This window comes from Gemmobacter caeruleus, assembly GCF_008271655.1.
GTDB lineage: Bacteria > Pseudomonadota > Alphaproteobacteria > Rhodobacterales > Rhodobacteraceae > Gemmobacter > Gemmobacter caeruleus.
Genome location: NZ_VKKX01000051.1, coordinates 59,660 through 85,090 on the forward strand (window position 1 = coordinate 59,660; position 25,431 = coordinate 85,090).

At 67.2% G+C, this 25,431-nt stretch carries 24 protein-coding genes; 6 read left to right on the forward strand and 18 right to left on the reverse strand.

Annotated elements, in window-relative coordinates; translation table 11 throughout:
• Window positions 1–34: 34 nt before the first annotated feature.
• From rseP to frr, 5 genes are all read right to left on the reverse strand, one after another.
• Window positions 35–1,372: an RIP metalloprotease RseP gene (gene rseP / locus FOA17_RS15855; protein ID WP_149142483.1), complete on the reverse strand. Its 1,338-nt coding sequence runs from the start codon at window positions 1,370–1,372 to the stop codon at window positions 35–37.
• A gap of 12 nt (window positions 1,373–1,384) precedes the next feature.
• Window positions 1,385–2,575: a 1-deoxy-D-xylulose-5-phosphate reductoisomerase gene (gene dxr, locus FOA17_RS15860; RefSeq protein WP_149142484.1), complete on the reverse strand. Its 1,191-nt coding sequence runs from the start codon at window positions 2,573–2,575 to the stop codon at window positions 1,385–1,387.
• Window positions 2,576–2,579: 4 nt separating this feature from the next.
• Entirely contained in the window at window positions 2,580–3,368 is a 789-nt protein-coding gene (locus FOA17_RS15865; protein ID WP_149142485.1) for a phosphatidate cytidylyltransferase, read from the reverse strand.
• Entirely contained in the window at window positions 3,365–4,042 is a 678-nt protein-coding gene (gene uppS, locus FOA17_RS15870) for a polyprenyl diphosphate synthase (protein ID WP_238991862.1), read from the reverse strand. The genes FOA17_RS15865 and uppS overlap by 4 nt, the downstream gene beginning before the upstream one ends.
• Before the next feature lie 110 nt (window positions 4,043–4,152).
• Window positions 4,153–4,716, reverse strand: a complete 564-nt coding sequence (gene frr / locus FOA17_RS15875; protein WP_149142487.1) for a ribosome recycling factor — start codon at window positions 4,714–4,716, stop codon at window positions 4,153–4,155.
• Window positions 4,717–4,975: 259 nt separating this feature from the next.
• On the opposite strand from frr, the gene FOA17_RS15880 reads away from it, so the two are divergent.
• The gene (locus FOA17_RS15880; RefSeq protein WP_149142488.1) at window positions 4,976–6,124 is read left to right on the forward strand and encodes a calcium-binding protein; all 1,149 of its coding nucleotides are present in this window, start codon (window positions 4,976–4,978) and stop codon (window positions 6,122–6,124) included.
• A gap of 51 nt (window positions 6,125–6,175) precedes the next feature.
• Here FOA17_RS15880 and pyrH read toward each other — a convergent pair whose 3' ends face one another.
• The gene (gene pyrH, locus FOA17_RS15885) at window positions 6,176–6,913 is read right to left on the reverse strand and encodes a UMP kinase (RefSeq protein ID WP_149142489.1); all 738 of its coding nucleotides are present in this window, start codon (window positions 6,911–6,913) and stop codon (window positions 6,176–6,178) included.
• 150 nt (window positions 6,914–7,063) lie between these two features.
• On the opposite strand from pyrH, the gene miaA reads away from it, so the two are divergent.
• Both miaA and FOA17_RS15895 read left to right on the forward strand, forming a co-directional pair.
• Window positions 7,064–7,987: a tRNA (adenosine(37)-N6)-dimethylallyltransferase MiaA gene (gene miaA, locus FOA17_RS15890; protein ID WP_420841719.1), complete on the forward strand. Its 924-nt coding sequence runs from the start codon at window positions 7,064–7,066 to the stop codon at window positions 7,985–7,987.
• A gap of 113 nt (window positions 7,988–8,100) precedes the next feature.
• Window positions 8,101–8,895, forward strand: a complete 795-nt coding sequence (locus tag FOA17_RS15895; RefSeq protein ID WP_149142491.1) for an AraC family transcriptional regulator — start codon at window positions 8,101–8,103, stop codon at window positions 8,893–8,895.
• A gap of 52 nt (window positions 8,896–8,947) precedes the next feature.
• On the opposite strand, the gene der is transcribed toward FOA17_RS15895, so the two are convergent.
• The 3 genes from der to FOA17_RS15910 form a co-directional block, all read right to left on the reverse strand.
• Window positions 8,948–10,417 (reverse strand): ribosome biogenesis GTPase Der, encoded by a 1,470-nt coding sequence (gene der / locus FOA17_RS15900; RefSeq protein WP_149142492.1) that lies wholly within the window; start codon window positions 10,415–10,417, stop codon window positions 8,948–8,950.
• A gap of 59 nt (window positions 10,418–10,476) precedes the next feature.
• On the reverse strand, window positions 10,477–11,808 hold the full coding sequence (locus FOA17_RS15905) for an outer membrane protein assembly factor BamB family protein (RefSeq protein WP_149142493.1): 1,332 nt from the start codon (window positions 11,806–11,808) through the stop codon (window positions 10,477–10,479).
• A 126-nt stretch (window positions 11,809–11,934) separates the two neighbouring features.
• A complete protein-coding gene (locus tag FOA17_RS15910) occupies window positions 11,935–12,582 on the reverse strand; it encodes a hypothetical protein (protein WP_149142494.1) in 648 nt (215 codons plus the stop codon).
• Window positions 12,583–12,761: 179 nt separating this feature from the next.
• Between FOA17_RS15910 and FOA17_RS15915 the strand changes: the two genes are divergently transcribed.
• Window positions 12,762–13,673: a calcium-binding protein gene (locus FOA17_RS15915; protein WP_162528283.1), complete on the forward strand. Its 912-nt coding sequence runs from the start codon at window positions 12,762–12,764 to the stop codon at window positions 13,671–13,673.
• A gap of 15 nt (window positions 13,674–13,688) precedes the next feature.
• Here the strand turns inward: FOA17_RS15915 and FOA17_RS15920 are convergent, their stop codons facing one another.
• Entirely contained in the window at window positions 13,689–15,503 is a 1,815-nt protein-coding gene (locus FOA17_RS15920) for an ABCB family ABC transporter ATP-binding protein/permease (protein ID WP_162528292.1), read from the reverse strand.
• A 106-nt stretch (window positions 15,504–15,609) separates the two neighbouring features.
• On the opposite strand from FOA17_RS15920, the gene FOA17_RS15925 reads away from it, so the two are divergent.
• A complete protein-coding gene (locus tag FOA17_RS15925) occupies window positions 15,610–15,984 on the forward strand; it encodes an ArsR/SmtB family transcription factor (protein WP_149142497.1) in 375 nt (124 codons plus the stop codon).
• Here FOA17_RS15925 and FOA17_RS15930 read toward each other — a convergent pair whose 3' ends face one another.
• Entirely contained in the window at window positions 15,985–17,202 is a 1,218-nt protein-coding gene (locus FOA17_RS15930) for a LysM peptidoglycan-binding domain-containing protein (RefSeq protein WP_149142498.1), read from the reverse strand. It abuts the gene before it with no gap.
• A gap of 94 nt (window positions 17,203–17,296) precedes the next feature.
• Here FOA17_RS15930 and FOA17_RS15935 point away from each other — a divergent pair, with 94 nt between their 5' ends.
• On the forward strand, window positions 17,297–17,851 hold the full coding sequence (locus tag FOA17_RS15935; protein ID WP_149142499.1) for an LOG family protein: 555 nt from the start codon (window positions 17,297–17,299) through the stop codon (window positions 17,849–17,851).
• Here FOA17_RS15935 and rarD read toward each other — a convergent pair.
• From rarD to FOA17_RS15970, 7 genes are all read right to left on the reverse strand, one after another.
• Window positions 17,788–18,723: an EamA family transporter RarD gene (rarD, locus tag FOA17_RS15940; RefSeq protein WP_149142500.1), complete on the reverse strand. Its 936-nt coding sequence runs from the start codon at window positions 18,721–18,723 to the stop codon at window positions 17,788–17,790. The two genes, FOA17_RS15935 and rarD, sit on opposite strands and share 64 nt — an antisense overlap.
• Before the next feature lie 65 nt (window positions 18,724–18,788).
• Window positions 18,789–19,391, reverse strand: a complete 603-nt coding sequence (locus tag FOA17_RS15945; RefSeq protein WP_149142501.1) for a superoxide dismutase — start codon at window positions 19,389–19,391, stop codon at window positions 18,789–18,791.
• 99 nt (window positions 19,392–19,490) lie between these two features.
• Complete coding sequence (locus FOA17_RS15950) at window positions 19,491–19,925, reverse strand: hypothetical protein (protein WP_203232344.1); 435 nt, start codon at window positions 19,923–19,925, stop codon at window positions 19,491–19,493.
• A 66-nt stretch (window positions 19,926–19,991) separates the two neighbouring features.
• A complete protein-coding gene (locus FOA17_RS15955) occupies window positions 19,992–20,543 on the reverse strand; it encodes a sarcosine oxidase subunit gamma (RefSeq protein ID WP_149142503.1) in 552 nt (183 codons plus the stop codon).
• Window positions 20,536–23,514 carry a sarcosine oxidase subunit alpha family protein gene (locus FOA17_RS15960; RefSeq protein ID WP_149142504.1) on the reverse strand — a complete coding sequence of 993 codons (2,979 nt, stop codon included), beginning with the start codon at window positions 23,512–23,514 and terminating at the stop codon, window positions 20,536–20,538. Before FOA17_RS15960 ends, FOA17_RS15955 begins: the two co-directional genes overlap by 8 nt.
• Entirely contained in the window at window positions 23,511–23,834 is a 324-nt protein-coding gene (locus FOA17_RS15965) for a sarcosine oxidase subunit delta (protein WP_149142505.1), read from the reverse strand. Before FOA17_RS15965 ends, FOA17_RS15960 begins: the two co-directional genes overlap by 4 nt.
• A gap of 81 nt (window positions 23,835–23,915) precedes the next feature.
• The gene (locus FOA17_RS15970) at window positions 23,916–25,163 is read right to left on the reverse strand and encodes a sarcosine oxidase subunit beta family protein (protein WP_149142506.1); all 1,248 of its coding nucleotides are present in this window, start codon (window positions 25,161–25,163) and stop codon (window positions 23,916–23,918) included.
• Window positions 25,164–25,431 lie beyond the last annotated feature (268 nt).

Here is a 25,431-nt window from a genome sequence, read left to right on the forward strand (position 1 = left end):
GGCAAAAGCGCGGCGCCTCCGTGGCGCTGCCGCGTCAGCAGAAGACGATGTCGTTGCCAAGCGCGAACAGCATCAGCGACAGCAGCAGCGTCAGCCCCGCCGCCATCATCACCTGCATCGCCCGGTCCGAGGGCGGGCGGCGCGTCACCGCCTCATAGGCGTGGAACAGCAGATGCCCGCCATCCAGCACCGGAATGGGAAACAGGTTCATCATGCCCACGGCGGTCGAAAGCATCGCGATGAACCACAGGAAGCTGGAAACCCCCATCGAGGCCGCGGCCCCCGAGGTCTTGGCGATGCCGATCGGCCCCTGCACATTGCAGGTGGAGATCTTGCCCGCGATCATGTGCCCCAGCCCCGACAGGCTGGTGGAGATCACGTCGCCCATCTGCGTGACGCCCAGCCACAGCCCCTCGACCGGGCCGGGCACCCGGGTTTCGGGGGTGAACATCGGCCCGCCCGACAGACCGATCAGCCAGCGGGTTTCGAACCCGCCCTCGCGTTTGGGCAGATCAACCCGCTTGGGGGTGATCGTCACCTCTTGCACCGCGCCCGCGCGCAGGATTGTCAGCGTAACCGGCTTGCCGTCCGAGCCGCCCACGATCTCGCGCAGCTGGTTGAAGGCAACGACAGGCTGGCCATTGATCGCCTGCACGAAATCGCCATCCTCCATCCCCGCCTCGGCCGCCGCCGACAGGGGCTGCACCTGGCCTACCAGCGGCGGAAAGGGATAGGGGCCCGACACCTCGGTCGCGCTGCCCGCACGCTCCACCCCGTAGCGCACCACCGGCGCGGGGGGCAGCGCATCGGCCACTGTAAAGAAGGTTTCCAGATCGGGGGTCGGCGTGCCCTCGATCGCGGTGATGCGGTCGCCCGGCTGCAAACCCTGCGTCACGCCCGGCACCTCGGTCAGGCTGCCGACCACCGGCAGATCGGTCGCGATGCCCTTGACCCAGAAGAAGCCTGCAAAGATCGCGATGGACATCAGAAAGTTGAAGACCGGCCCCGCCGCCACCGTCGCCGCCCGCGCCCAGAGGGGGGCGCCGTGCATGGTATGGCGCTGCTCTGCCGGGCTGAGCGCACGGATCGCCGCGCCATCCTTGCCCGAGGCCGCGTTGCTGTCGCCCAGGAATTTCACATAACCGCCAAAGGGCAGCGCGGCGATCTGCCAGCGCGTGCCGCGCTTGTCCACCCAGCTTGCCAGACGCGGGCCAAAGCCCAGGCTGAACACCTCGGCATGGATGCCCGACCAGCGGCCGACGATGTAATGGCCATATTCATGCACCGCCACGATCACCGACAGCGCCGCGACAAACGCGACCACCGTCAGGGCAAGATTGCCGAAATCCGGCAGCAAACCGACCATATCCAACCTGTTCTTTCCTCAGCCCGCGCGCCGCGCGGCGAAACCGGCGACCCGCTCCGACGCCACGGCCCGCGCGGCGGTATCCATCTGCAACACGTCTTCCAGCTTCTTTGGGGCATTTCCAAGGCCCCCGGCGCCCGAAAGCACGGCAAGCGTTTCCTCGACCAGACCAGCCATATCGGCAAAGCCGAGGCCGCCGCCAATGAAATGATCGAGAGCGATTTCCTTCGCGGCGTTGAAGGCCGCACCCGCCAGACCGCGCGTGGCCATCACCGCCCGCGCCAGCCGCAGCGCCGGATAGCGCGCCTCGTCCGCCGGGCGAAAGGTCAGTTGCCCCAGCGTCGCGAAATCCAGCCGCGCCACCGGCAGTTCCGCCCGCGCCGGCCAGTTCAGCGCATAGCCGATGGCATGACGCATATCGGCCGCGCCCAGATGCGCCATGATCGCCCCGTCACGATAGCCGACCATGGAATGAATGATCGATTCCGGGTGGACGATCACCTCGATCTGCTCGGGCGCGACACCGAAATATTCTCGCGTTTCAATGACTTCGAGTGCCTTGTTGAACATCGAGGCGCTGTCGATGGTGATGCGCTGCCCCATGGCCCAGTTGGGATGGGCCAGCGCCTCGGCCACGGTGGCCCGCGCCAGACGCTCCAGCGGCCAGTCACGCAAGGCCCCGCCCGAGGCGGTCAGCACGATGCGTTCGACCGCCGCCATGTCCTCGCCCACCAGGGCCTGAAAGATGGCGCTGTGTTCGCTGTCCACCGGCAGGATGCGCGCGCCATGCCGCGCCGCCTCGGCCAGAAGCAGCGGCCCGGCGGTCACCAGGCTTTCCTTGTTGGCCAGCGCCAGCGTCGTGCCATGGCGCAGCGCGCGGAACCCCGGCGCCAGTCCCGCCGCGCCGACGATGGCAGACATGATCCAGTCGGCCGGCCGGTCGGCGGCCTCGACCAGTGCGTCAGCGCCGGCCGCCGCCTCGACCCCGCTGCCGGCCAAGGCGGCGCGCAGGTCGGGCAGGCATTCGTCATGCGCGGTCACCGCGATCTCGGCCTGCAATTCGCGCGCCAGTTCCGCCAGCCGCGCCACATTGCGCCCGCCGGTCAGGGCCACGGTGCGGAACGCCGCCGCACCGCCCTGCCGGCGCATCAGATCGACAGTCTGTTCGCCGATCGACCCGGTGACCCCGAAGATGGAGATGCGCCGCACCGCCCTAGCCCCCGATCACCGGGACACTGACCAGATTGACCAGCACCAGCACCGCGACCACGGCGAAGGCCAGCGCATCGAAACGGTCCATCACCCCGCCATGACCGGGAATGAGGTTGGAACTGTCCTTCACCCCCGCCCGGCGCTTGATCGCGCTTTCGGCGATATCGCCCAGTTGCCCGGCAAAGGCCACCAGCGGCGACAGCCAGACCAGCCCCGCCCCGCCATGCCCTGCGGCGTGAAAGGCCCAGCCCACCAGGGCCGCCCCGACCCAGCCGGCGACGGTGCCGCTCCAGGTCTTTTTCGGGCTGACGGCGGGCCAGAATTTCGGGCCGCCGAGAATGCGCCCGGCGAAATAGCCCGCCACGTCGGACACCACGACCACCGCGACGATCCACAGGATGACCAGCAGGCCAAACCCTTCGCGCAGCACCACCAGCCCCAGCCCGGTCAGCAGGATCACGATCGCATAGGCGGCGAAGACCCCCGCGTCGCGGCGCGGCCGGAAGGTGCCGATGATCGCCGGCAGCAAGACCAGCGCCAGCTTGCCGAAACCGGGGATGAAGGCGATGCCGGTCATCGCCAGCGCGCCCAGCCCGCCCAGCCAGAGCGCGGGCACCGATCCCGGCGCCTCGGTCATGCGCGCGAGCTCCCAGACCATCGCCGCCACCGCGACGATGACCAGCAGCTTGAACCACAGCCCGCCGGCCCAGATCGCCGCCGCACCCACGGCCAGCATCACCACCGCCGACAGCACCCGCGGCGCCAGATCGCCCCATTTGCCCCCGCTCATGCGCCCACCACCCCGCCAAAGCGGCGCTCACGCTGGCCAAAGCGGCCGACGATCCGGCCCAGCTCATCCGGCGTGAAATCGGGCCAGAGCGTCTGGGTGAATTCATATTCGGCATAGGCCGCCTGCCAGGGCAGGAAGTTCGAGGTCCGCGTCTCGCCGCTGGTGCGGATCACCAGATCCGGGTCGGGCAGATCGGCGGTATCGAGATGCTGACTGATCAGCTGATCGGTCACCTGTTCGGGCTTCACCAGCCCCGCCGCCACCGCGCGGGCAATGTCGCGCGTGGCGCGCACGATCTCGTCCCGGCCGCCATAATTGATGGCGATGGTGAAATTCAGCCGGTCATAGGCGGCGGTGCGGGCCTCGATCCCCGCCATCAGCTTTTGCAGCTTGGGGTCCAGCCGGCTGCGGTCGCCGATAAAGCGCATGCGCACCGATTCCGCCGCCAGCCGGTCGGCCTCGCGTTCGATATAGCGCGCGAAGATCGCCATCAGGCCCAGCACTTCCTCGGTCGAACGCTTCCAGTTCTCGGTCGAGAAGGCATAGACGGTCAGCCAGCGGATGCCCAGATCGGGGGCGCAGCGCACGATCTCCTTCACCCGTTCGGCGCCCTTGCGGTGGCCCACCAGCCGCGGCCAGCCGCGATCGGTGGCCCAGCGGCCGTTCCCGTCCATGATGATGGCGACATGCTCCACCCTGCGGCCAGAGCCGGCGGGGGCTGCGGTTGATGGCGTATCGCTGGTGGCCAAGATCGCCCCCCTGTCCGCGCGGGTCATGCAGGCCGTCAGACCTGCATGATCTCCTGCTGCTTGGTTTCCAGCGCCTTGTCCACCATGGCGATGTGCTTGTCGGTCAGTTCCTGCACCTCGTCCGACCACATCTTCTGGTCGTCCTCGCCCATGCCGGCGGTCTTGGCCTTCTTGATCTGGTCCATCCCGTCACGGCGCACATTGCGGATCGCGACCTTGGCGCTTTCGGCATATTGCGCGGCGACCTTGGCCAGTTCCTTGCGGCGCTGTTCGTTCAGTTCCGGGATCGGCAGGCGGATCAGCGGCCCGTCGGTCACCGGATTGATGCCAAGGCCCGATTCCCGGATCGCCTTTTCCACCTTGCCGATCATGCCCTTGTCCCAGACATTGATCACCACCATGCGCGGCTCGGGCACGTTCACGGTGCCCAACTGGTTGATCGGCGTCATCTGGCCATAGGCCTCGACCTGGATCGGATCGAGGATCTGCGCCGAGGCGCGGCCGGTGCGCAGCGAGGCAAATTCCATCTTCAGCGCGTTCATCGCGCCGTCCATCCGCCGCTCGATGCCATCGAGGTCGATCTCGAGATCCTCAGCCATCCTGTCCTCTTATCCGTCATTTTTCCTTTGGCGGCGCGGCGCGGCGGGCCGGGGCCCGGCGCCGGATGCGGCCTAGGTCTCTATAAACCGAACCGCGCGACCCTGTATAGGGCGGGTCGCACCGCCCCCGCCGCCGCCGGCAAGGCTCTGCCGCACATCATCGCTTGTCGCCGGGGACAAAGCTTGGCACTCTGATGCCTTCCGTTAGGTCAAAACCATTTCCGGCGCTTGCCGCCAATCCAATTCGAGGGAGGCTTCCATGGCCATGCTACTGATCAACGATTCCGGCTCCATCTACCGGGCCGATATCGGCACCGGCGCCGCGGCAGAGCTTGTCGATTTCGGGCTGACCTTCACCGATATCACCGTGCTGCGGAACGGTCGGATCTTTGCCAATACCTTTTCCGGCCTTTACGAGATCGACACCGCCAGCGGCATCGCGAGCTTTCGCGCCAGCCTGAACGGCACGGCCAATGGCATGGCGTCGGATTCGGAGGGGCGGATCTATGTCGCGGGCGGGAATAATGTGATCAGCATCCTTTCCTCCAACAGCTTCAACCAGATCGGCACCATCGTGCTGCCCGCGGGCACCAGTTCGGCCGGCGACATGCATGTGCTGGGCAGCAAGCTGTTCTACACCACCTCGAACCGCCACCTGCTGACCATCGACCTGACGAATGGCAGCGTGCTGGAGGATGTCTATCACGGGGTGAACGCCCTTTATGGCCTGCATTCCGAGGGCGGCCGACTTTATGGCTTTGCCGGCCGCGCGATGTATGAGCTGAACGCCGAGACCGGCAGCGTCAGCTATATCCGCGACATGCAGATCGACGGAACGCTCTATGGCGCGGCCACGCTGGCGGGGGTGCGGATCAACGGCACGATCGGCGATGACGTGCTGCGCGCCGATGCCAATGGCTCGGGCGTGTTCGGCTATGCGGGCAGCGATATCCTGATCGGATCGGCCGTGTCGGACCGGCTGTCGGGCGGGGCCGGCAAGGATTTCCTGCATGGCCTTGGCGGGCGCGACATCCTGACCGGCGGCTATGGCAATGACCTGCTGGAAGGCGGCGCCGGCCGTGACCGGCTGTCGGGCGGCGGCGGGCGCGACCGGCTGGCGGGCGGCACCGGGGCCGACACCATGACCGGCGGCGTCGGCGCCGATACCTTTGTCTTTGAAACCGGCGACGGCCGCGACCGCATCACCGATTTCCGCAACAATGTGGACACGATCGAGATCTCGGCCAGCCTGATCACCAGCGGCACCAGGACGGTGGACCGCCTGCTGCGCGACCATGCCACCGTAACCTCGGACGGGGTGCTGTTCGATTTCGGCACCAATGGTCGCCTGCTGGTCGAGGATATCACCTCGAAAAGCGTGCTGGCCGATGACATCATCCTGATCTGACGCGAAGACCAGCCGCGCGCGCCCTTGGTGCGCGCGCGGCGCCGTTCCTGTTCAGTCCTGCACGATCGTATAGGTGCCCTCGCCCGCGAGGATGGTCTTGAAGCCACCCGGCTCGTCCAGGCTGAACACGATGATCGGCAATTCGTTGTCGCGCGCCAGGGCGATGGCGCTCGCATCCATCACGCCCAGATGCTTGGCCAGGCATTCGTCATAGCTGACGGTGTCATAGCGCTTGGCATCGGCGTGTTTCTTGGGATCCTTGTCATAGACCCCATCGACCTTGGTGCCCTTGAAGATCGCCTCGCAGGCCATTTCATTGGCGCGCAGGGTCGCGGCGGTGTCGGTGGTGAAATAGGGGTTGCCGGTGCCGGCGGCAAAGATGCAGACCCGCTTTTTCTCAAGGTGGCGCACGGCGCGGCGGCGGATATAGGGCTCGCAGACCTGATCCATCGGGATGGCGCTGATGACCCGGGTGAACACACCCAGCTGCTCCAGCGCCGATTGCATGGCCAGCGCGTTCATCACCGTGGCCAGCATCCCCATGTAATCGGCGGTCGTCCGCTCCATCCCCTGCGCCGATCCGGCCAGACCGCGAAAGATGTTGCCGCCGCCGATCACCATGCAGACCTCGACCCCCATGTCGCGGACCGACTTCACCTCTTGCGCGATGCGCGCGACGGTCGGCGGATGCAGGCCATAGCCCTGATCCCCCATCAACGCCTCGCCCGAGATCTTCAGCATGACGCGCTTGTATTTGGTGACGGGGGTGGCGGTATCGGCTGCGGTCATCGGGTTTGTCCCTCGGGCTTCGGTGTGGCTGGCTGCGTTATGGCTTTTGTTGCCGCGCAAAATGTCGGAAAACGGCGCGGGGTTCAACCGTCTGCGGTCAGGGCGATGGCCTGCCGCGACGACAGGGCAAGTGCAGGAAGGACGACACCCGTGCAGCATCTGCCGGCAGGACTGGCGCCGGACCGCCCCGTGCTGATCGCCGGGCCGACCGCCAGCGGCAAATCGGCGCTGGCCAGCGCCATCGTGGCGGCGCAAGGTGGCGTCATCGTGAATGCCGATGCGCTTCAGGTCTATGACGGTTGGCGCCTGCTGACCGCCCGGCCCACGCCCGCCGAGGAAGCCGCGCTGCCGCACCGGCTTTATGGCCATATCCGCCGCGACCAGCCCTATTCCGTCGGGCATTGGCTGCGAGAGGTGGCGGCGCTGCTGCATGACGGCGCGCGCCCGGTGATCGTCGGCGGCACGGGCCTCTATTTCATGGCCCTGACCGAAGGGCTGGCCGAGATCCCGCCGGTGCCCGCAGCGGTGCGGGCCGAGGGCGATGCACTCCGGCGCGATGATCCGGCGGCGATGGTGGCCGCGCTCGACCCCGAAACGGCGGCCAAGACCGATCTGGCCAATCTCGCCCGGGTGCAGCGCGCCTGGGAGGTGCTGCGCGCCACCGGGCGCGGCCTCGCCGACTGGCAGCGCGACACACCGGCGCCGCTGCTGCCGCGCGACGCCTGCGCGGCCCTGGTGCTGCGCCCCGGCACCGATTGGCTGAATGCCCGCATCGACCGGCGATTCGATCAGATGATGGCGCAGGGCGCGCTGGAGGAGGTGCGCGCCGCCCTGCCCGATTTCGACCCGACCCGCCCCGGCGACCGCGCCATCGGCGCGCCCGAACTGGTGGCCCATCTGCGCGGCGAGACCGGGCTGGACGCCGCCATCGCCGCCGCGAAACTGGCCTCGCGCCAATATGCCAAACGCCAGCGCAGCTGGTTCCGGTCGCGCATGGCCGACTGGACAGAGGTCCGGCCCGACTTGTCCACAGGCAGAAAGAAGCTTGTGGACAAGTCGGACAGAACCCGCTGATTTTCCATTTTCTGCCATTTTTTCGCTTGGGTTGGCTGGTTCAAGCGTCTTATCTGGACAGGTCTGACGAGTATGCTGTTCCGACCCCGAAAGACCACGACCGGAAGACACCGATGGAAGACCACAGCCCCCAGTCCCAATTGCGCATCGTTGCCATTCCGCGGCTCGCGGCTGGCGGCCGCTGGCGGGTCGAGGCGATGCGCGCCTATTCCGAGCCCTGCCTGCTGTGGTTCACCAAGGGTCAGGGCCGCGTCACCGTGGCCGGCGTCACCCGCGGCTATACCGCCCATAACGCGATCTTCATCCCGCCCGGCGTGATGCACGGATTCGAGGTCGGGCCGCAGGTCTTCGGCTCCGCCGTCTTCTTTGGCCGCGATTGCACGGTCGCCCTGCCCGCAACGCCGCAACATCTGCGCATCCGCGAAACCTTTGCCGCGCAGGAACTGAACGTGACGCTGGATGCGATCGGGCGCGAACTGGCCTCGGACAGCCCGGCGCATGACCGCGCGGCACAGGCGCATCTGGGGCTGCTGGGGGTCTGGCTGGAACGTCAGATCGCCAAGGCCGGCCCCGAGGCGCGGCCCGATGCCGCCCGCCGTCTGGTCGCGCGCTATACGACGCTGCTGGAACGCGAGTTCCGCTCCGGTCAGGGGGTGGCGGAATTCGCCGAACAGCTGGGCGTGACGCCCACCCACCTGACGCGCTGCTGCAAACAGGCCTGCGGGCGCCCGGCCTCGGCCCTGCTGCATGACCGGCTGATCTTCGAGGCGCGGCGGCTGCTGAAGGAAACCGACCTGCCGGTAGGCATCATCGCCGAAAGCCTCGGCTTCACCTCGCCCGCGTATTTCACCCGCGCCTTCCAGCATCAGGTCGGCAAATCGCCGACCGCCTTCCGCCGCGAAGCCTGAGCACACCGCCGGAGCGGTGCCCCGATCTTTCGTCGAAAGATCGGGCGCGGGATCAGTCCTTGCGCCCTTCGATATGCTTGCGCAGACGCGACGGCGTGCGGAACTTGTTGGCGTTCTTGAAGGGGTTCTTGTCGCCCTGTCCCCGGAACGTCACCCGGATCGGCGTGCCCGGCATGTCGAAATGGTCGCGCAATCCGTTCACCAGATAGCGGCGATAGCTTTCCGGCATCAGGTCGGGATGGCTGCACATCACCACAAAGCCCGGCGGGCGGGTCTTCACCTGGGTCATGTAGCGCAGCTTGATGCGCTTGCCGCCCGGCGCCGGCGGCGGATGCGCCTCGGTCATCGCGCCCAGCCAGCTGTTCAGCCGTGCCGTGGTGATCCGGCGGTTCCACACGTCATGCGCCTTGAGGATCGCGGCATGCAGCCGGTCGAGGCCCCGGCCCGTCTTGGCCGAAACCGTGACCAGCGGCGCCCCGCGCAGCTGCGGCAGCAGCCGTTCGAACATCTCTTTCAGTTCGGCCAGCTTTTCCTGCTTGTCGCCCTCGAGATCCCATTTGTTGACCGCCACCACCACGGCGCGGCCCTCGGTCTCGGCGAAATCGGCGATGCGCAGATCCTGTTGTTCAAACGGGATCTCCACATCCAGCAGCACCACGACCACCTCGGCAAAGCGCACGGCGCGCAGCCCGTCGGCGACCGACAGTTTTTCCAGCTTGTCGTTGATCCGCGCCTTCTTGCGCATCCCCGCCGTGTCGAAGATCCGCGTGGGCGTGCCGAACCAGCTGGACCGGACCGAGATCGCGTCGCGGGTGATCCCGGCCTCGGGGCCGGTCAGCAGGCGGTCTTCGCCGATGATCTTGTTGATCAGCGTCGATTTCCCGGCATTCGGCCGGCCGATGACGGCGATTTGCAGCGGGCGGCGTTCGGTCGGCTTGTGGGCGTCTTCGTCGGCCTCAAGCTCGGCCTCCTCCTCCGACACGTCCACATCGACGACCGGCGCATCGGCGGCGGCGCGTTCCTCGAACTGTTCGCCGATGGGTCTGAGGATGTGATAGAGGTCTTCCATCCCCTCGCCATGTTCGGCCGAAATGCGCACGGGTTCGCCCAGGCCCAGGCTCCAGGCCTCGATGGCGCCGGCATCGCCGGCCTTGCCCTCGGCCTTGTTCACCCCCAGCACGACATGGGCATTCTTGCGGCGCAGGATGTCGGCGAACACCTCGTCCGAGGGCGTGACCCCCATCCGCCCGTCGATCAGGAACAGGCAGATATCGGCCATTTCCACCGCGCGTTCGGTGAGGCGCCGCATCCGGCCTTGCAGGCTGTCATCGGTGACCTCCTCCAGCCCCGCGGTGTCGATCACGGTGAATCGCAGGTCAAAGAGCCGCGCATCGCCCTCGCGCAGGTCGCGCGTAACGCCGGGCTGGTCATCGACCAGCGCCAGCTTCTTGCCGACAAGGCGGTTGAACAGCGTCGATTTGCCGACATTGGGCCGGCCGACAATGGCGAGAGTAAAGGTCATCCATGCCCTCCGGGGGCCGTCACATCAGGTCAAGCGCTGGCCGATACACCGAAAACGGCTCAGCGGAAAGCGTGAAGTTGCCCGTTCTGCCCCACGACCAGCAAAAGCCCCCCCGCCAGCGCGGGTTGTGCCGCCGCCCCGCCGGGGATCTCGGCCTGGCCAAGCAGCGCGCCATTCTGCGGCGAAAAGAACCGCAGCGCCCCGTCGCCCGAGGCCACGACCAGCCTCCCGCCGGCCAGAACCGGGCCGTAATGGGCGGTGATCGCCTTGTGCTTCTTGGGCTTTTCGGCGTCGAAATAGGGCATTTCGGCGCGCCAGATCACCGCGCCGGTGGCGGCATCCAGCCGCACCAGCTCGGCCTGGTCATTCACCAGAAACACCGAGCCGCCCACCGGCAGCACCGGGCCAAGCGCGCCTTCGGCCGCCGTCCACAGCGTTTCGCCGGTGCCGGAAACCGCATAGGTCCGCCCCGCCGCATTGCCGGCATAGATCGTGTCGCCCGCGACCACCGGGTCGCCCGTCACATCGGCGATGAAGCCATAGGCGCGGCCCAGGCGGGCGCCGGCGATATCGGCCTCCCAGACCTCGATCCCGCCGGTCTTCAGCACCGCGCGCAGCTCGCCCGAGGGCATGGGCAGGACCACCAGCCGCTCGGTCACCGCCGGCGCGGCGGAACCGACCATGCCGGGCTTGCCGGTCGCGCCATTGATCTGCCACAGCACCTTGCCATCGGCGGCATTCACCGCCCAGCCGGCGCTGTCACGCCCCACGACATAGACGGTATTGCCATCAACCGCCGGGGCGCCGGCCACCGCGGCCCCCAGCTGCTGGCGCCATTGCACCGCGCCCGAGGCCGGATCGACGGCGATCAGCTCGCCATAGCCCGTGGCGATGAAAACCCGCCCGGCGCCATAGGCCAGACCGCCGCCCGACACGTCGGAGGGTCGGTCGCCCGCCGGCGTCAGGTCGCTGCCCCAAAGCGGCGCGCCGCTCAGCGCGGTGGCATGCAGGCCCATTTCGGCATCCAGCGTGAAGACGCGGCCCTCGGCCACCACCGGCGCGGCCGAGATGCGGTTGCGCCGGGTCGAGGCCTGACCGATCGACGCGCTCCAGACCCGGGCGGGGCTGGCGCTCAGCGTGCCATGCGGCGGCAGATGGCGGACATTGCCGCCGCGATGCGTCCAGTCGGCATTGGCGACGGCTGCCGGCAGCGCGATCGGCACCGACTGGTTCACCGCCGCCGCCAGATCACGCGGGGCGGGGTTCGCCTCGGTGGGGATGCTGTCTTCCAGCGGCGTGCGGGTGCCGAAACGCTCTCCCGGCAGGATCACTTCCTTTTCGCAGGCGGCCAGCAGCGCCGTCAGCGCCAGGAAGGAGATCGCGGTTTTCATCGGCGGCACGCTCAACACTCCGTTCGTCCCGGGGGGCCGGACCCGCCGATCTGCCGACAGGCCGCCCCCGCATTCGCTTGGCAGGCCGGGCGCCATGCGCGCCCCGCCCGAAGGCCCGTCGGCGGATCAGCCCGCCTCGACATCGCCCCCAAGGGCGACAATCATCTGGCGGGCGCGGTTGCGCAAGCCCCCGGTCGCCTCCTGATCCTGGGTCAGGGCACGCAGGGCGGTGATCGCCTCCTCGGTCTTGCCCTCTTCGACCAGCAGATAGGCCAGTTGTTCGGCGGCCAGCGGGCGGAAGCTGCGGCCGGGTTGGGCCAGCGGCTCTAGCACGGCGCGGCGGTCGGCCAGCGGCAGTTCCTTGCCTTGCAGGACCACGCGGCGCAGCACCGCCAGATCGCGCCAGACCTCGGGCAGGCCGGCATCGCCCTCGACCTTGCGCAACGCCTCCAGCGTGGCGGCACGGTCATCGGCCGGGTCCGAGGCCAGCAAGAGCTGCAACAGCGCAACCTGTTCGCCCTGCGCCGGCACGGCGGCCAGCGCGGCGCGGCGTTCGGCCGGGCTGGCGGCGCGGCTCGCCGTCAGGATCGCATCGCCAAAGGCCTGCGCCTCGGCGGCGCGGCTGGCCTTTTGCCATTCCGTCCAGGCGGTGCCGCCCACGATGGCCAGCACCAAGAGCACCCCGATCCAGCCATATTTGCGGAAAGCCGCGAACAGCTTGTCGCGGCGGACCTCTTCGGTGACCTCGTCGATGAAACTTTCGGGGTTGCTCAAAGGGGCTCTCCTTGCTTTGCCCCGTCTTACACGCAAGGCCAAGGGCTTGCCAAGCCCTGCGCCCCTTTGCCACGATTGATCACCCCCGGGCAAAAATGACCGCAAAGCGGCCCGATTTTACCCCGTCTTTACCATATTTGGGCGAGATACCGGGACAAACGTCTGACCGGACCCGTGCCATGGATACCACTTACCTGTTCTATATGTCGCTTTTCGCGCTGTTTCTGGCCAATTCGCTGGACCTGTTCTCGGGCAGTTCCGGCGACGAGGACACCGATCTGACGGAACATCCGCTCTATGATCCCGCCGCCTATGGCGACGAGATCGCGGGCACCCCGCAGGATGACCGCATGGCGCCCGAGGACGGGGCCGAAAACCTCGCCTGGCTGCTGGATGCGGGCGATGACGGGCTGATCGGATCGGCCGGGGCGGATTACGCCGATGGCGGCGCCGGCAATGACACGCTGATGATGGGCGACGGCAATGACATCGCCGCCGGGCAAGAGGGCGATGACGTAATCGCGCTTGGCGACGGCAACGATTCGGCGATTGGCGGGTTGGGCGATGACCGCATTCTGGGCAAGGCCGGCAATGACGCGATCGCCGGGCAAGAGGGCGACGACACCCTGCTGGGCGGCAACGGCGCCGATCTGATCATTGGCGGCGAGGGCGACGATTTCCTGTCGGGCAAGGACGAGGGGTCAAGCCAGGCCCATGGCGCGACCGAGGTGGACGGTTTTGACTCGCTGGATGGCGGCGCCGGCAATGACACGCTGCTGATGGGCGCCGGCGATCGTGGCACCGGCGGCGAGGGCGAAGACCTGTTCCAGATCGACCACCGCGAAGATTCCTTCGGCCAGATCGCCCAGGTCACCGATTACGGCGCGGGCGACCGGGTCGAACTGCTCTATCGTCCCGCCTATGACGATGACGGCCAGGAGGTCGCGCCCGAGATCACCGTCACAGCCAATGACGAAGGCACTTCGGGCGTCATCCGCTTCAACGATGTGGTGGTGGCCGAGGTGATCGGCGGTCAGAACCTGACCACCGACGACCTGGTCCTGACCCGCGAGGTAGCCGACGACGCCTGACGCGCGGCGCGGGCGTCAGGCGGCCTCGGCCTCATCCTCGGCGGCCTGGCGCGCCCACATCGCGGCATAGCGCCCACCCCGCGCCAGCAGCGCGTCATGGGTGCCCTCCTCGACCACGCGGCCCGCCTCCAGCACCACGATCCGGTCGCTGTCGGCAATGGTCGAAAGCCGGTGCGCGATGGTGATTACCGTGCGGCCCTGCCCCATCTCGCGCAGACTGTGCTGAATATCGGCCTCGGTCTGGGTATCGAGCGCCGAGGTCGCCTCGTCCAGCAGCAGGATCGGCGGGTTCTTCAACAGCGTGCGCGCGATGCCCACGCGCTGCTTCTCGCCGCCCGAAAGCTTCAGCCCGCGTTCGCCCACGGTCGTTTCATAACCCTGCGGCAGGGACAGCACGAAATCATGGATCTTCGCGGCCTTCGCCGCCGCCTCGACCTCGGCCCGGCTGGCTTCGGGGCGGCCATAGGCAATGTTGTAATAGATCGTGTCGTTGAACAGCACCGTATCCTGCGGCACCACGCCGATGGCGCCATGCAGGCTGTCTTGCGTGATGTCGCGAATATCCTGCCCGTCGATCTTCACCGCGCCGCCGGTCACATCGTAAAAGCGGAACAGCAACCGCCCGATAGTGGATTTGCCCGACCCCGACGGCCCGACCAGCGCCACCGTCTGCCCCGCCGGCACATCCACCGTGACGCCCTTGAGGATCGGGCGCTCCGCATCATAGGCGAAATGCACATCCTCGAACCGCACATGGCCGCCGGTGACGCGCAGCGGCTGCGCGCCGGGCTTGTCGGTGATTTCCGCCGGCTGGGCCAGCAGGCCGAACATCTGCCCCATATCGACCAGCGCCTGCCGGATCTCGCGATAGACGGTGCCGAGAAAATTCAGCGGCATGGTGATCTGGATCATATAGGCGTTGACCATGACGAAATCGCCCACGGTCAGCGCCCCCGCCTGCACGCCCATGGCCGCCATCACCATCACGATCACAAGGCCGGTGGTGATGATGAAGGACTGCCCCGCATTCAGGAAAGCCAGCGATTGCCCGGTGCGCACCGCCGCCGATTCATACCCCTCCATCGCGCGGTCATAGCGCGCGGCCTCGCGGTTGGCGGCGCCGAAATAGCGCACGGTTTCAAAGTTCAGCAGGCTGTCGATGGCCTTCTGGTTGGCGTCGGTATCCTGGTCGTTCATCTTGCGCCGGATCGCCACGCGCCATTCGGTGACCTTGAAGGTGAAGGTCACATAGATCGCAATGGTGATCACCACGACCGCCATATATTGCCAGCCGAACAGCACCGCGAAGATGACCGAGACCATGGTCAGTTCCAGGATCAGCGGCCCGATGGAAAACAGCAGGAAGCGCAGCAGGAAATCGACGCCCTTGACCCCGCGCTCGATGATCCGGCTCAGACCGCCGGTCTTGCGGGTGATGTGATAGCGCATCGACAGGCGGTGGATATGAGTAAAGGTCTCCAGCGCCAGCTTGCGCAACGCCCGCTGACCGACCCGCACAAAGATCGCGTCGCGCAATTCGCCAAAGGCCACCGCCCCCAGCCGCGCCAGCCCATAGGCCAGCGTCAAGGCCACCGCCGTCAGCCCCATCAGCCAGGCGCCCGAGGGCGCGTCGCCCGCCAGCTTGTCCACCGCCGCCTTGTAGAAGAACGGCGTGGAAACCGAGACGATCTTGGCAAAGGCCAGCATGGTCAGCGCGATCACCACGCGGCGTTTCACCCAGCTCTCGCCCTCGGGCCAGAGATAGGGCGCCACGCGGCGGATGGTGTCAAAACCGCTGGTCGCGCTGACATCGGGATCGGCGGAGGTCATGGAATCGGAAGGACGGCGCATCTGGGGTTCCTTGCCCTTCCCGGTTGATCGCGGGGGCGGGCTGGGGTAAGCAGGGACAATTCAACGTTTCACGAGTAGTTGAAGGATGGAGCGAAGTAAAGTCCTCTCGGCCCTGTCGGCGCTGGCGCACGAAGCCCGGCTCGATCTGGTGCGCCTGCTGGTGCCCCGGGGCGATGAGGGTCTGGCCGCGGGCGAGATCGCGCGCGCGCTTGGCCTTTCGGCCTCGCGCCTGTCCTTCCATCTAGCGGCCCTGGAACAGGCCGGGCTGATCCGGTCGCGCCGGGTGTCGCGTAATGTGATCTATTCCGCCGATCTGGCAGGCATCGGCGGGGCGATTTCCTATCTGCTGGCCGATTGCTGCATGGATCACCCCGAGGTGCTGGCCTGTTGCGGCGCCTCGGCCCGCCATGCGCTGCATCGCGTGGCCGAGGGCGATCTGGCGCCGCGCGAAGGCCCCTGATCAGCGGTCGGGAATGGTGAAGACCTGCCCGGGATAGATCAGATCCGGGTTGCGGATCTGGCCCTTGTTCGCCTCGAACACCTTCACATAAAGCACGCCATCCCCGAAATTCTCGCGCGCGATGCGCCAGAGCGTGAAGCCCGGCTGCACCGTCACGGTCAGTGGCGCCGGGGCGGCATCAGGCGTATCGGCAGGCGCGGCGGCGGGCGTGACAGCAGGCGCCACGACAAGGGGGGCCGATTCGGGCGCCGGCGGTGCGGCGGGGGTCGGCAGCGGCGTGCCACTGCTGGCGCGCGGCTTCAGCACGGCGGCCAGCGCCTCGGGTGTCTCGCGCTGGAACGGGGTCTCGAACCGCGCAGTCACCGCACCATCGGGGCCGATCTGATCCGCGCGCAGCGTGTACAGCCCGGGCGCGATGTCGCGCAGCGTGGCAAACCACTGCCCCGAGGCCGCGACCAGCACTTCGGCCAGCGGCGCCGCGTTCAGATAAAGCCGCACCATCGCGCCGCCCTGCCCCTGACCGGCCAGTTGCACCGCGCCATCGGGCGTATAGGCGATACTGCCGATGCTCACCCCGCCCATGGGCGCATCGCCCTGCAAGACCTGCGCCCCCTGTTCGGTCAGCAAAAGCGCAACCGGCGGCTCTGCCTCGGGGGCAGGTTCCGCCGCCGGCGCGGCCTGCGCGACCGGCGTCGCGGGGGGCGCGATCGGCGACAGGGCGACCGTCTCGACCGAGGCCACCTCTGGCGTGCCTTTTTGCAGCAGCGACAACAGGCGCGGCTGATCCGAGGGCGCCAGATCGAACAGCACGACAAAGGCGCCCTGCGGATCGGCGACCGCCTCGGCCAGGTTTGCCCCATCGACCAGCACCGCGACCGTGGCGCCGGGATCGGCCCGCCCGGCCACCAGCGCCGCCCCTTCGGGCGTCACGCGCACAGTGTCAAAGCGCGGCGGCTCGGGCGTGGTGGCGGCAGGGGGAACCGGCGCGGGCGTGGCGACGATGGCGGGTTCGGGCTGCGCCTCAGGGGCGGCGGGCGCAGAGGCGGCGGGCTCTGGCGCAGAGGTGGCAGGCGCCGGTTCCGGCAGGCGCGACACCGCGGCGACGGGCTCGGGCGCTGCATCTTCGCCTTGTAGATACCAAACCAGCCCCGCCAGCGCGGCCGCCCCGATTGCCGCCGCCGCCCAGCCCAAGGCACCCAAGCCCCGCTTTTCCGTCATGACACCGTCCCCTGCGCGCGCTCTTGCCGGCGGCGCTTTCCAATTCACAGGAAGCCCGATAGACCACAAATGGCAACTCTTTTCCGAGGCCCCCATGACCTTCTCCCGCTCTGTCTGTGTCTTTTGTGGCGCGCGCCCCGGCCAGCGCCCGGCCTATGCCGCCGCCGCCCGCGCCACCGGCGCCATGCTCGCCGAAGAGGGCTGGCGCCTGGTCTATGGCGCCGGCGATATCGGTCTGATGGGCGAGGTCGCCCGCGCCGCCCAGGCGGCCGGCGCGGCCACGATGGGGGTGATCCCCACCCATCTGATGCAGCGGGAGGTCGGCAAGCGCGATCTGGGGCAGCTGGTGATCACCGAGGACATGCATGAACGCAAGAAGGTGATGTTCATGAATTCCGACGCGATCGTGGTGCTGCCCGGCGGCGCGGGGTCACTGGACGAATTCTTCGAGGTGGTCACCTGGGCGCAGATCGGCCTGCATAGAAAACCGATTTTCCTTCTGGATACAGACGGTTATTGGCAAACCCTCATGCAGCTTCTGAACCATGTCATCGCCGAGGGTTTTGCCGATGCCAGCCTGCGCGATCACTTTACCGCCGTGGCCGATGTCGCGGCGCTGCGGGCCGGGCTGCGCGCGGCGCTGTCCTGACGCAGCCCGCCCAGGCTGTAAAGCGCCAGCCCCGCCCAGATCAGCCCGAAGGCCGGCAGGTGCCAGACCGTCAGCGGTTCGGCGAAAATCAGTGTCGCCACAAGGAATTGCAGGCTGGGGTTGATGTATTGCATCACCCCCACCGTCGCCAGCCGCACCCGCGCCGTGGCATAGGTGAACAGCATCAGCGGCCCCGCCGTCAGCACGCCCGAAAACATCAGAAGCAGCGCGGTCGGCACGGAATCGAAGAAATGCCCGCCGGGGCGGCCGAATTCCTGCACCGCGCCGCTGCCCGTCAGCCCCAGCCAGATCAGCGCCAGCGGCGTCAGCACCAGCACCTCGGCCGTGACCGAGGCGACGGGCGGCGCGCCCAGCCGTTTCTTGATCAGCCCGTAAATCCCGAACGATCCCGCGATCAGCAGCGCGATCCAGGGCGCGACGCCCAGGCCCAGGCTCAGCACCGCGACGCCCGCGACCACCAGCCCGATCGCCAGCGCCTGCACCCGGCCCAGCCTTTCGCCCAAAGCCAGCACGCCCAGCAGCACCGCCACCAGCGGGAACAGGTAATAGCCAAGCGCCGCCTCGACCGCATGGCCGGCCTGCACCGAAAAGATGAACAGGAACCAGTTGAACGAGATCAGCGCCGCCGCCAGCCCGACCCGCAGCGGCGCGGCCCGCAGCAAGGCCCGCAACGCGCCACCCTGCCCCTGGGCCAGCACGACGCCGGTGAACAGCACCGCCGACCACAGCGTGCGGTGGCTCAGCACCTCCAGCGGGGGCACATCGGCCAGCAGCTTGTAATAGAGGCCCGACAGCCCCCAGATCACACAGGCCACGATCATGGCCAGGACGCCGCGCGCCGCCTCGGACATTGCCACCCCCAAGAAAAAGGCCTGCCGGAATGCCCGGCAGGCCCGAAATCACCCGCGCAGCCGCATCACAGGCGCGCGGCGACGGCTTCCCAGTTGACCAGCTTGTCGAGGAAGTTGGTCAGATAGGCCGGACGCTTGTTGCGGAAGTCGATGTAATAGCTGTGTTCCCACACATCGCAGCCCAGAAGCGCGGTCTGGCCGAAGCAGAGCGGGTTGACGCCGTTTTCGGTCTTGGTGACCTTCAGCGACCCGTCCTTGTCCTTCACCAGCCAGGCCCAGCCCGAACCGAACTGGCCCGCGCCGGCGGCGGCGAAATCTTCCTTGAACTTGGCGACCGAACCGAAGGCCTCGGTCAGCGCCTTTTCCAGCGCGCCGGGGATCTTCTTGTCTTCACCCGGGCCCATCACCTCCCAGAACAGGTTGTGGTTCCAGTGCTGGCTGGCATTGTTGAAGATGCCGTTCTGCGCCACGGCCCCGGCCTGATAGGTGCCCTTGACGATGTCATCCAGCGACTTTGATTCCCATTCGGTGCCGGCAATCAGCTTGTTGCCGTTATCGACATAGGCCTTGTGGTGCAGGTCGTGGTGATATTCCAGCGTTTCCTTCGACATGCCCAGCGAGGCCAGCGCATCATGGGCATAGGGCAGATCGGGCAGCGTGAAAGCCATTTTCGTCACTCCTGTTCGGGATTCCTTCGGCCCCACTAAGCGACCGCAGGCGGGTAAGGTCAAGGGGACGGCCGCAGAAAAGCAGCCGCCCCGCCTAGGTCAACCCTTTAACGGCTTGCAGGTTCCGCGGGCCTCGAATTTGTCCATGTAACCACCGGGTCGCGCCCCCACGATAACCTTGCCCATCGGCGGCAGATAGGTCAGGCGGTAATCCATGATCGCCCCCTGCCCCGAGGAGTCGCTAGTGGCCAGACGCCAGCGGATCGTCAGCCGTTTCTCCGTGTCCTCGACGATTTCCACCTCGGCCGGCTTGCCCTTGTTCAGGGCCAGCGTGATGCCATCGGCGACCACGATCCCCCCGCCCTTGCGCGCCACCAGATAGTCGCGCGCGATCCAGCCCTTTTGCGCATTGCTGGGCGACAGCCTGCATTCCAGGGCATCAAGGGTGGTCTTGGCCTGCGCCGCCCCCGCCGCCCCCATACCGCTGCCAAGAGCCGCGACCAGCGCGACACCACGCAACATGCTGCAAATCATAAAAAAACTCCCGACAGATGATTCTGCCGGGAGGATAGGACAACCTGAGGGAGAAGAAAGGAACGCCTAGAACAACTCACTGCCCGGCTGTGCGGAATGCGACAGAAGCCCCATCACATAGCCCGCGACCGACCGGAAACAGACAAGCGTGAAGCCGGTCTCATCGGCCCAGAACGCGCCCGCCACCTGGGCGATGCGGGTCCGGCGGATCTCGCCCGGTTCCAGCGCGGTCAGATCGGCCGGGGCCAGTTTCATCAGCACCTGCGCCGCCTCGGCCCCTTCGATGCGGAACACCGCGCGGGCATCCGAGACATCGACCGCCAGATGGTGCTGGCCTGCCAGCTTGTCCGCCAGGGTGGCCAGCGCGGCCTTGACCTCGGCATAGGGCAGGATCAGCAGATATTCGTCGGGGCTCATCCAGGCGGCAACCTTGTCACCGGCCCGTTCGACCCGGCGCTGCGCGGGCAGCTTGGTGCCCGTCACCGCCTTGACCGCCGCCGCCAGCCCCTTCACATCGGGCTTGGCGCGCAGGGTGATCATGCCCAGCGGGCCGATCTCCGACACCGAGGCAAAGCCGTCGAAGCGGGCACCGCCCAGGGCGCTTGCAACCTTAGACATTCTGCTTTTCCCCTTCCTTGTCGTAGAAGACCGGGTCCACGATCTTGACCTGCATGGTCGAACCGTCGAGCCTGGTCATCTCGATCGTTTCGCCCAGACGGCTGAGGCCGCCCTTCACCAGACCCATGGCGATGCCCTTGCCCAGCGTGGGCGAGAAATAGGTCGAGGTGACGCGCCCCTGGGTGTTGCGCTGGCCATTGGCATTCATGCCCGGCGCCGGCGCGTAGGAACCGTCGGGGATCACGCTGCCATCCAGCGTCTCCAGCCCCACCAGTTTCCAGCGGTCAGGGCTGGCCAGATAGGGCCGTTCCTGCCCGCGCTTGCCCAGATAATCCGCCTTCTTCTTGGAAATCGCCCAGCCGAGGTTCAGATCCTGCGGGATCACCGTGCCATCGGTTTCGTCGCCGATCATGATGAAACCCTTTTCGGCCCGCAGGACGTGCAGCCCCTCGGTGCCATAGGGCATCATGCCGAACTCGGCCCCCGCCGCGACAAGCGCATCCCAGAAGGCACGGCCTTCGCTGGCCGGCACCGCGATCTCATAGGACAGCTCGCCCGAGAACGAGATCCGATAGACCCGCGCGTTGAAGCCGCCCAGCGTGCCGTCGGCCCATTGCATGAAGGGCAGCGTCTCTTTCGAGACATCCATCCCGCCCAGTTTTTCCAGCACCTGACGCGCCTTCGGGCCGACCACGGCGATTTGCGCATATTGCTCGGTCACATTGGCGGTATAGACCTGCCAATCCCACCATTCGCATTGCAGCCAGTCTTCCATCCAGGCGTGGATGCGATCCGACCCGCCCGAGGTGGTGTGGCACAGCCAGGTGTCTTCGTCGATGCGCGCGACCACGCCGTCATCCGACAGGAAGCCCTGTTCGTTGCACATCAGCCCGTAGCGGCATTTGCCCACGGCCAGATTGGACATGACATTGGTATAGAGCATGTCGAGGAACTTGCCCGCATCCGGGCCCTTGACGATGATCTTGCCCAGCGTCGAGGCGTCGAGCAGACCCACATTGCTGCGGGTGTTCTTCACCTCGCGGTGGACCGCCTGTTCGTGGGTCTCACCGGCGCGCGGATAGCAATAGGGGCGCTGCCACAGGCCCACCGGCTCCAGATAGGCGTTCTGCGCGACATGCCAGTCATGGATCGGCGTGCGGCGCAGCGGCTGGAAGATGTCGACCCGGGCCTCGCCCGCCAGCGCGCCGATGGTGACGGGCGTGTAGGGCGGACGGAAGGTGGTGGTGCCAACCTGCGGGATCGGCGCGGACAAGCTGTCGGCCAGCACGGCCAGACCGTTGATATTGCTCAGCTTGCCCTGATCGGTCGCCATGCCCAGCGTGGTATAGCGCTTGGTATGTTCGACCGAGGTATAGCCCTCGCGCGCGGCCAGCTGCACGTCGCTGACCTTCACGTCGTTCTGATAATCGAGCCACATCTTCATGCGCAGCGCGACCGGGGCGCCCTGCGGCATGACCCAGACCGGCTCCATCGCGCCCTCGGCCGCATCCTGCGCGGCAGGCACCGCGCCACCGCCGGCCGCTTCGGTCGCATCGGCCAGCACATCCGCCGTGGACAGCACGCCCGAGGCCGCACCGGCCGTCAGCACCAGCGCGCCGCCATCATGGTTGATCGGCGGGCGGGCCTTGTCAGGGGCGAATTGCGCCTGCGCATCGTCCCATTTCAGCTTGCCGCCGCAATGGCTCCAGAGATGGACGACCGGCGACCAGCCGCCCGACATGGCCACGGCGTCGCAGTCGATCTCCTCGATCACCGCGCCCTGGCCGGCCTGCGCACAGATGGCGACGCCGGTGACGCGCTTGCCGCCCTTGACCTTGGCGATGGCGCGGCCGGTCTCGACCCGGATGCCCAGGGCACGGGCGCGGGCCGGCAATTCGCCGGACACGCTGGCGCGGGCATCCAGCACCACCGGCACCTCCAGCCCCGCTTCCTTCAGCGCGATGGCGGTGCGATAGGCGTCGTCATTATTGGTGACGACCACGGTCCGGTCGCCCGCGGCCACCGCCCAGTTGACCAGATAGTCGCGCACAGCCGCTGCAAGCATCACGCCCGGAATGTCATTGCCGGCAAAGGACAGCGGCCGCTCGATCGCGCCGGTCGCGGCGATGATCTGGCCGGCGCGCAGACGCCACAGCCGGTGGCGCGGACGCCCGTCGCCCGGCGTGTGATCGGCAACCTTTTCGTCGCACAGCACATAGCCATGGTCGTAGGACCCCGCCGCCATGCAGCGGCTGCGGATCGTGACATTCTCCATCCGCTCCAGCGTTTGCAGCGCCGCGTTCACCCAGGCTTCGGCGGGCTGGCCCTCGATCACCGCGCCATCGACCACGGCGCGGCCACCCCAATGCGCGGTCTGCTCGATCAGCCAGACCGACTTGCCCGCCTTCGCGGCGGTCAGCGCCGCCTGAAGACCGGCCACGCCCCCCCCGACCACGAGGATATCGCAAAACGCATAGGCCTGTTCATAGCGGTCGGCGTCGCGGTCCTTCGGCACCTTGCCGAGACCGGCGGATTGCCGGACGATCGGCTCGAACACATGTTTCCAGGCGAAACGCGGATGGATGAAGGTCTTGTAATAGAACCCCGCCGGCAGGAAACGGCTGGCATAGTTGTTCACCACGCCCACGTCGAATTCCAGGCTCGGCCAGTGGTTCTGCGAGGTGCAGGTCAGCCCGTCGAACAATTCGGTCGTGGTGGTGCGCTGGTTCGGCTCGAACCGGCCGCCCTCGCCCATGTTGACCAGCGCGTTCGGCTCCTCGGCGCCCGAGGCCACGATGCCGCGCGGGCGGTGATACTTGAAGCTGCGCCCGACCAGCATCTGATCATTGGCGAGCAGCGCCGCCGCCAGCGTATCGCCGCCAAAGCCGCGCATGCGCTTGCCGTTGAAGGTGAATTCCTGGGGTGCGGTGCGGTCGATCAGACGGCCGCCCTTGGAAAGCCGGGTGCTCATTTGGTGCCCTTCCAGTCCGGCCGTTTGGCCTTGATCTTCTCGACGAGGTCCGCCGGCGGTTCGGTGGTCTGCGCCGGATAGGTGCCGAACACCTCCAGCGTGGCGGTGCAGCGGGCCGCGAGGAACCACTTGCCGCAGCCATAGGCATGGCGCCAGCGTTCGAAATGCACGCCCTTGGGGTTCTTGCGGGCAAACATATAGGCCTCGAACTCCTCGCCCGAGGAGCCGGGGCCGAAGCGCTTCAGATGCGCCTCGCCGCCCGCTGTCAGTTCGGTTTCCTCGGCCTTCACGCCGCAATAGGGGCATTCAAGAAGCAGCATCGGTCCATCCCTTCGCGAAACGCAATTCTTCGACGAAGAATTGCCGCTTTCGATTTTTCTGCGAAAAATCGGCGCCTTGCATCAATGCGCCACCCCGGCGGCCACCGACTCGTCGATGAACTGCCCTTCGCGGAAGCGCCACATGTTGAATTCGGCGGCCAGCGGCCCCGGTTCGCCCTTGGCCATCAGTTCGGCCATGGCCCAGCCCGAGCCGGGGATCGCCTTGAACCCGCCGGTGCCCCAGCCGCAATTGATGAAGCAATTGCCCAGCGGCGTCTTGGAGATGATGGGCGAACGGTCGCCGGTCATGTCCACGATCCCGCCCCATTGCCGCAGCATCTTGAGCCGCGAGATCATCGGGAAGGTCTCGACCAGGGCGCGCAGGGTCTCCTCGATATGATGGAACGACCCGCGCTGCGTGAAGTTGTTGAACCCGTCGGTGCCGCCGCCGATGACCATCTCGCCCTTGTCGGATTGCGACATGTAGCCATGCACGGTGTTGGCCATCACCACCACATCCATGCAGGGCTTGATCGGCTCTGACACCAGCGCCTGAAGCGCCAGCGATTCGACCGGCAGGCGGAAGCCCGCCATTTCGGCCAGCTGGCCCGAATGGCCGGCGACCACCATGCCCAGCTTCTTGCAGCCGATGAACCCGCGCGAGGTCTCGACCCCGGTCACCTGGCCGTTTTCCGACCGCACGCCGGTCACTTCGGTCTGCTGGAGGATATCCATCCCCATGGCCGAACAGGCCCGTGCATAGCCCCAGGCCACCGCGTCATGCCGCGCCGTGCCGCCCCGCGCTTGATACAGCGCGCCCAGCACCGGATAGCGCGGCCCGTCGATATTGATGATCGGCACCAGTTCCTTCACCCGCTCCGGCCCGATCCATTCGGTCTTGACGCCTTGCAGGTTGTTGGCATGCACCGTGCGCAGATAGCCGCGCACCTCGTGATGGGTCTGCGCCAGCATCAGCAACCCGCGCGGACTGAACATCACGTTGTAGTTCAGATCCTGGCTCAGATCCTCGTAAAGGCTGAGCGCCTTGTTGTAGATCGCCGCCGACGGGTCTTGCAGATAGTTCGAGCGGATGATGGTCGTGTTGCGGCCGGTATTGCCGCCGCCCAGCCAGCCCTTCTCGATCACCGCGACATTGGTGATGCCGAAATTCTTGCCCAGATAATAGGCGGTTGCCAGGCCATGCCCGCCAGCGCCCACGATGATCGCGTCATAGGCGGCCTTCGGCGCGGGAGAGCGCCAGGCCCGCTCCCACCCCTGGTGATAGCGCAGGGCCTCTCGGGCGATGGCGAAGACCGAATAGCGTTTCATGGATGTCCTCTCCCCGGGGTCGGTTCAGTGCGGGTCGCTGCGGCGGATCGCCTTGTGATCCTTCATGCCCCGAAGGCCAAAATGTTCCGCCGCGCGGAGCGGCACAATGGGGAAAATTGCGACATGGCGTCGGATCGCCCCTCGGCACCCCGCCCTTCAGCCCCGTCCGGCTGCGGCGATTTGCCGGGCGGGCGCAGGCGGGCTTTCGACCTTTCGCCCCTTTTGCCCGGGCCTCCCAGCGGTTACATCGGAGACGCGACAGGAAACG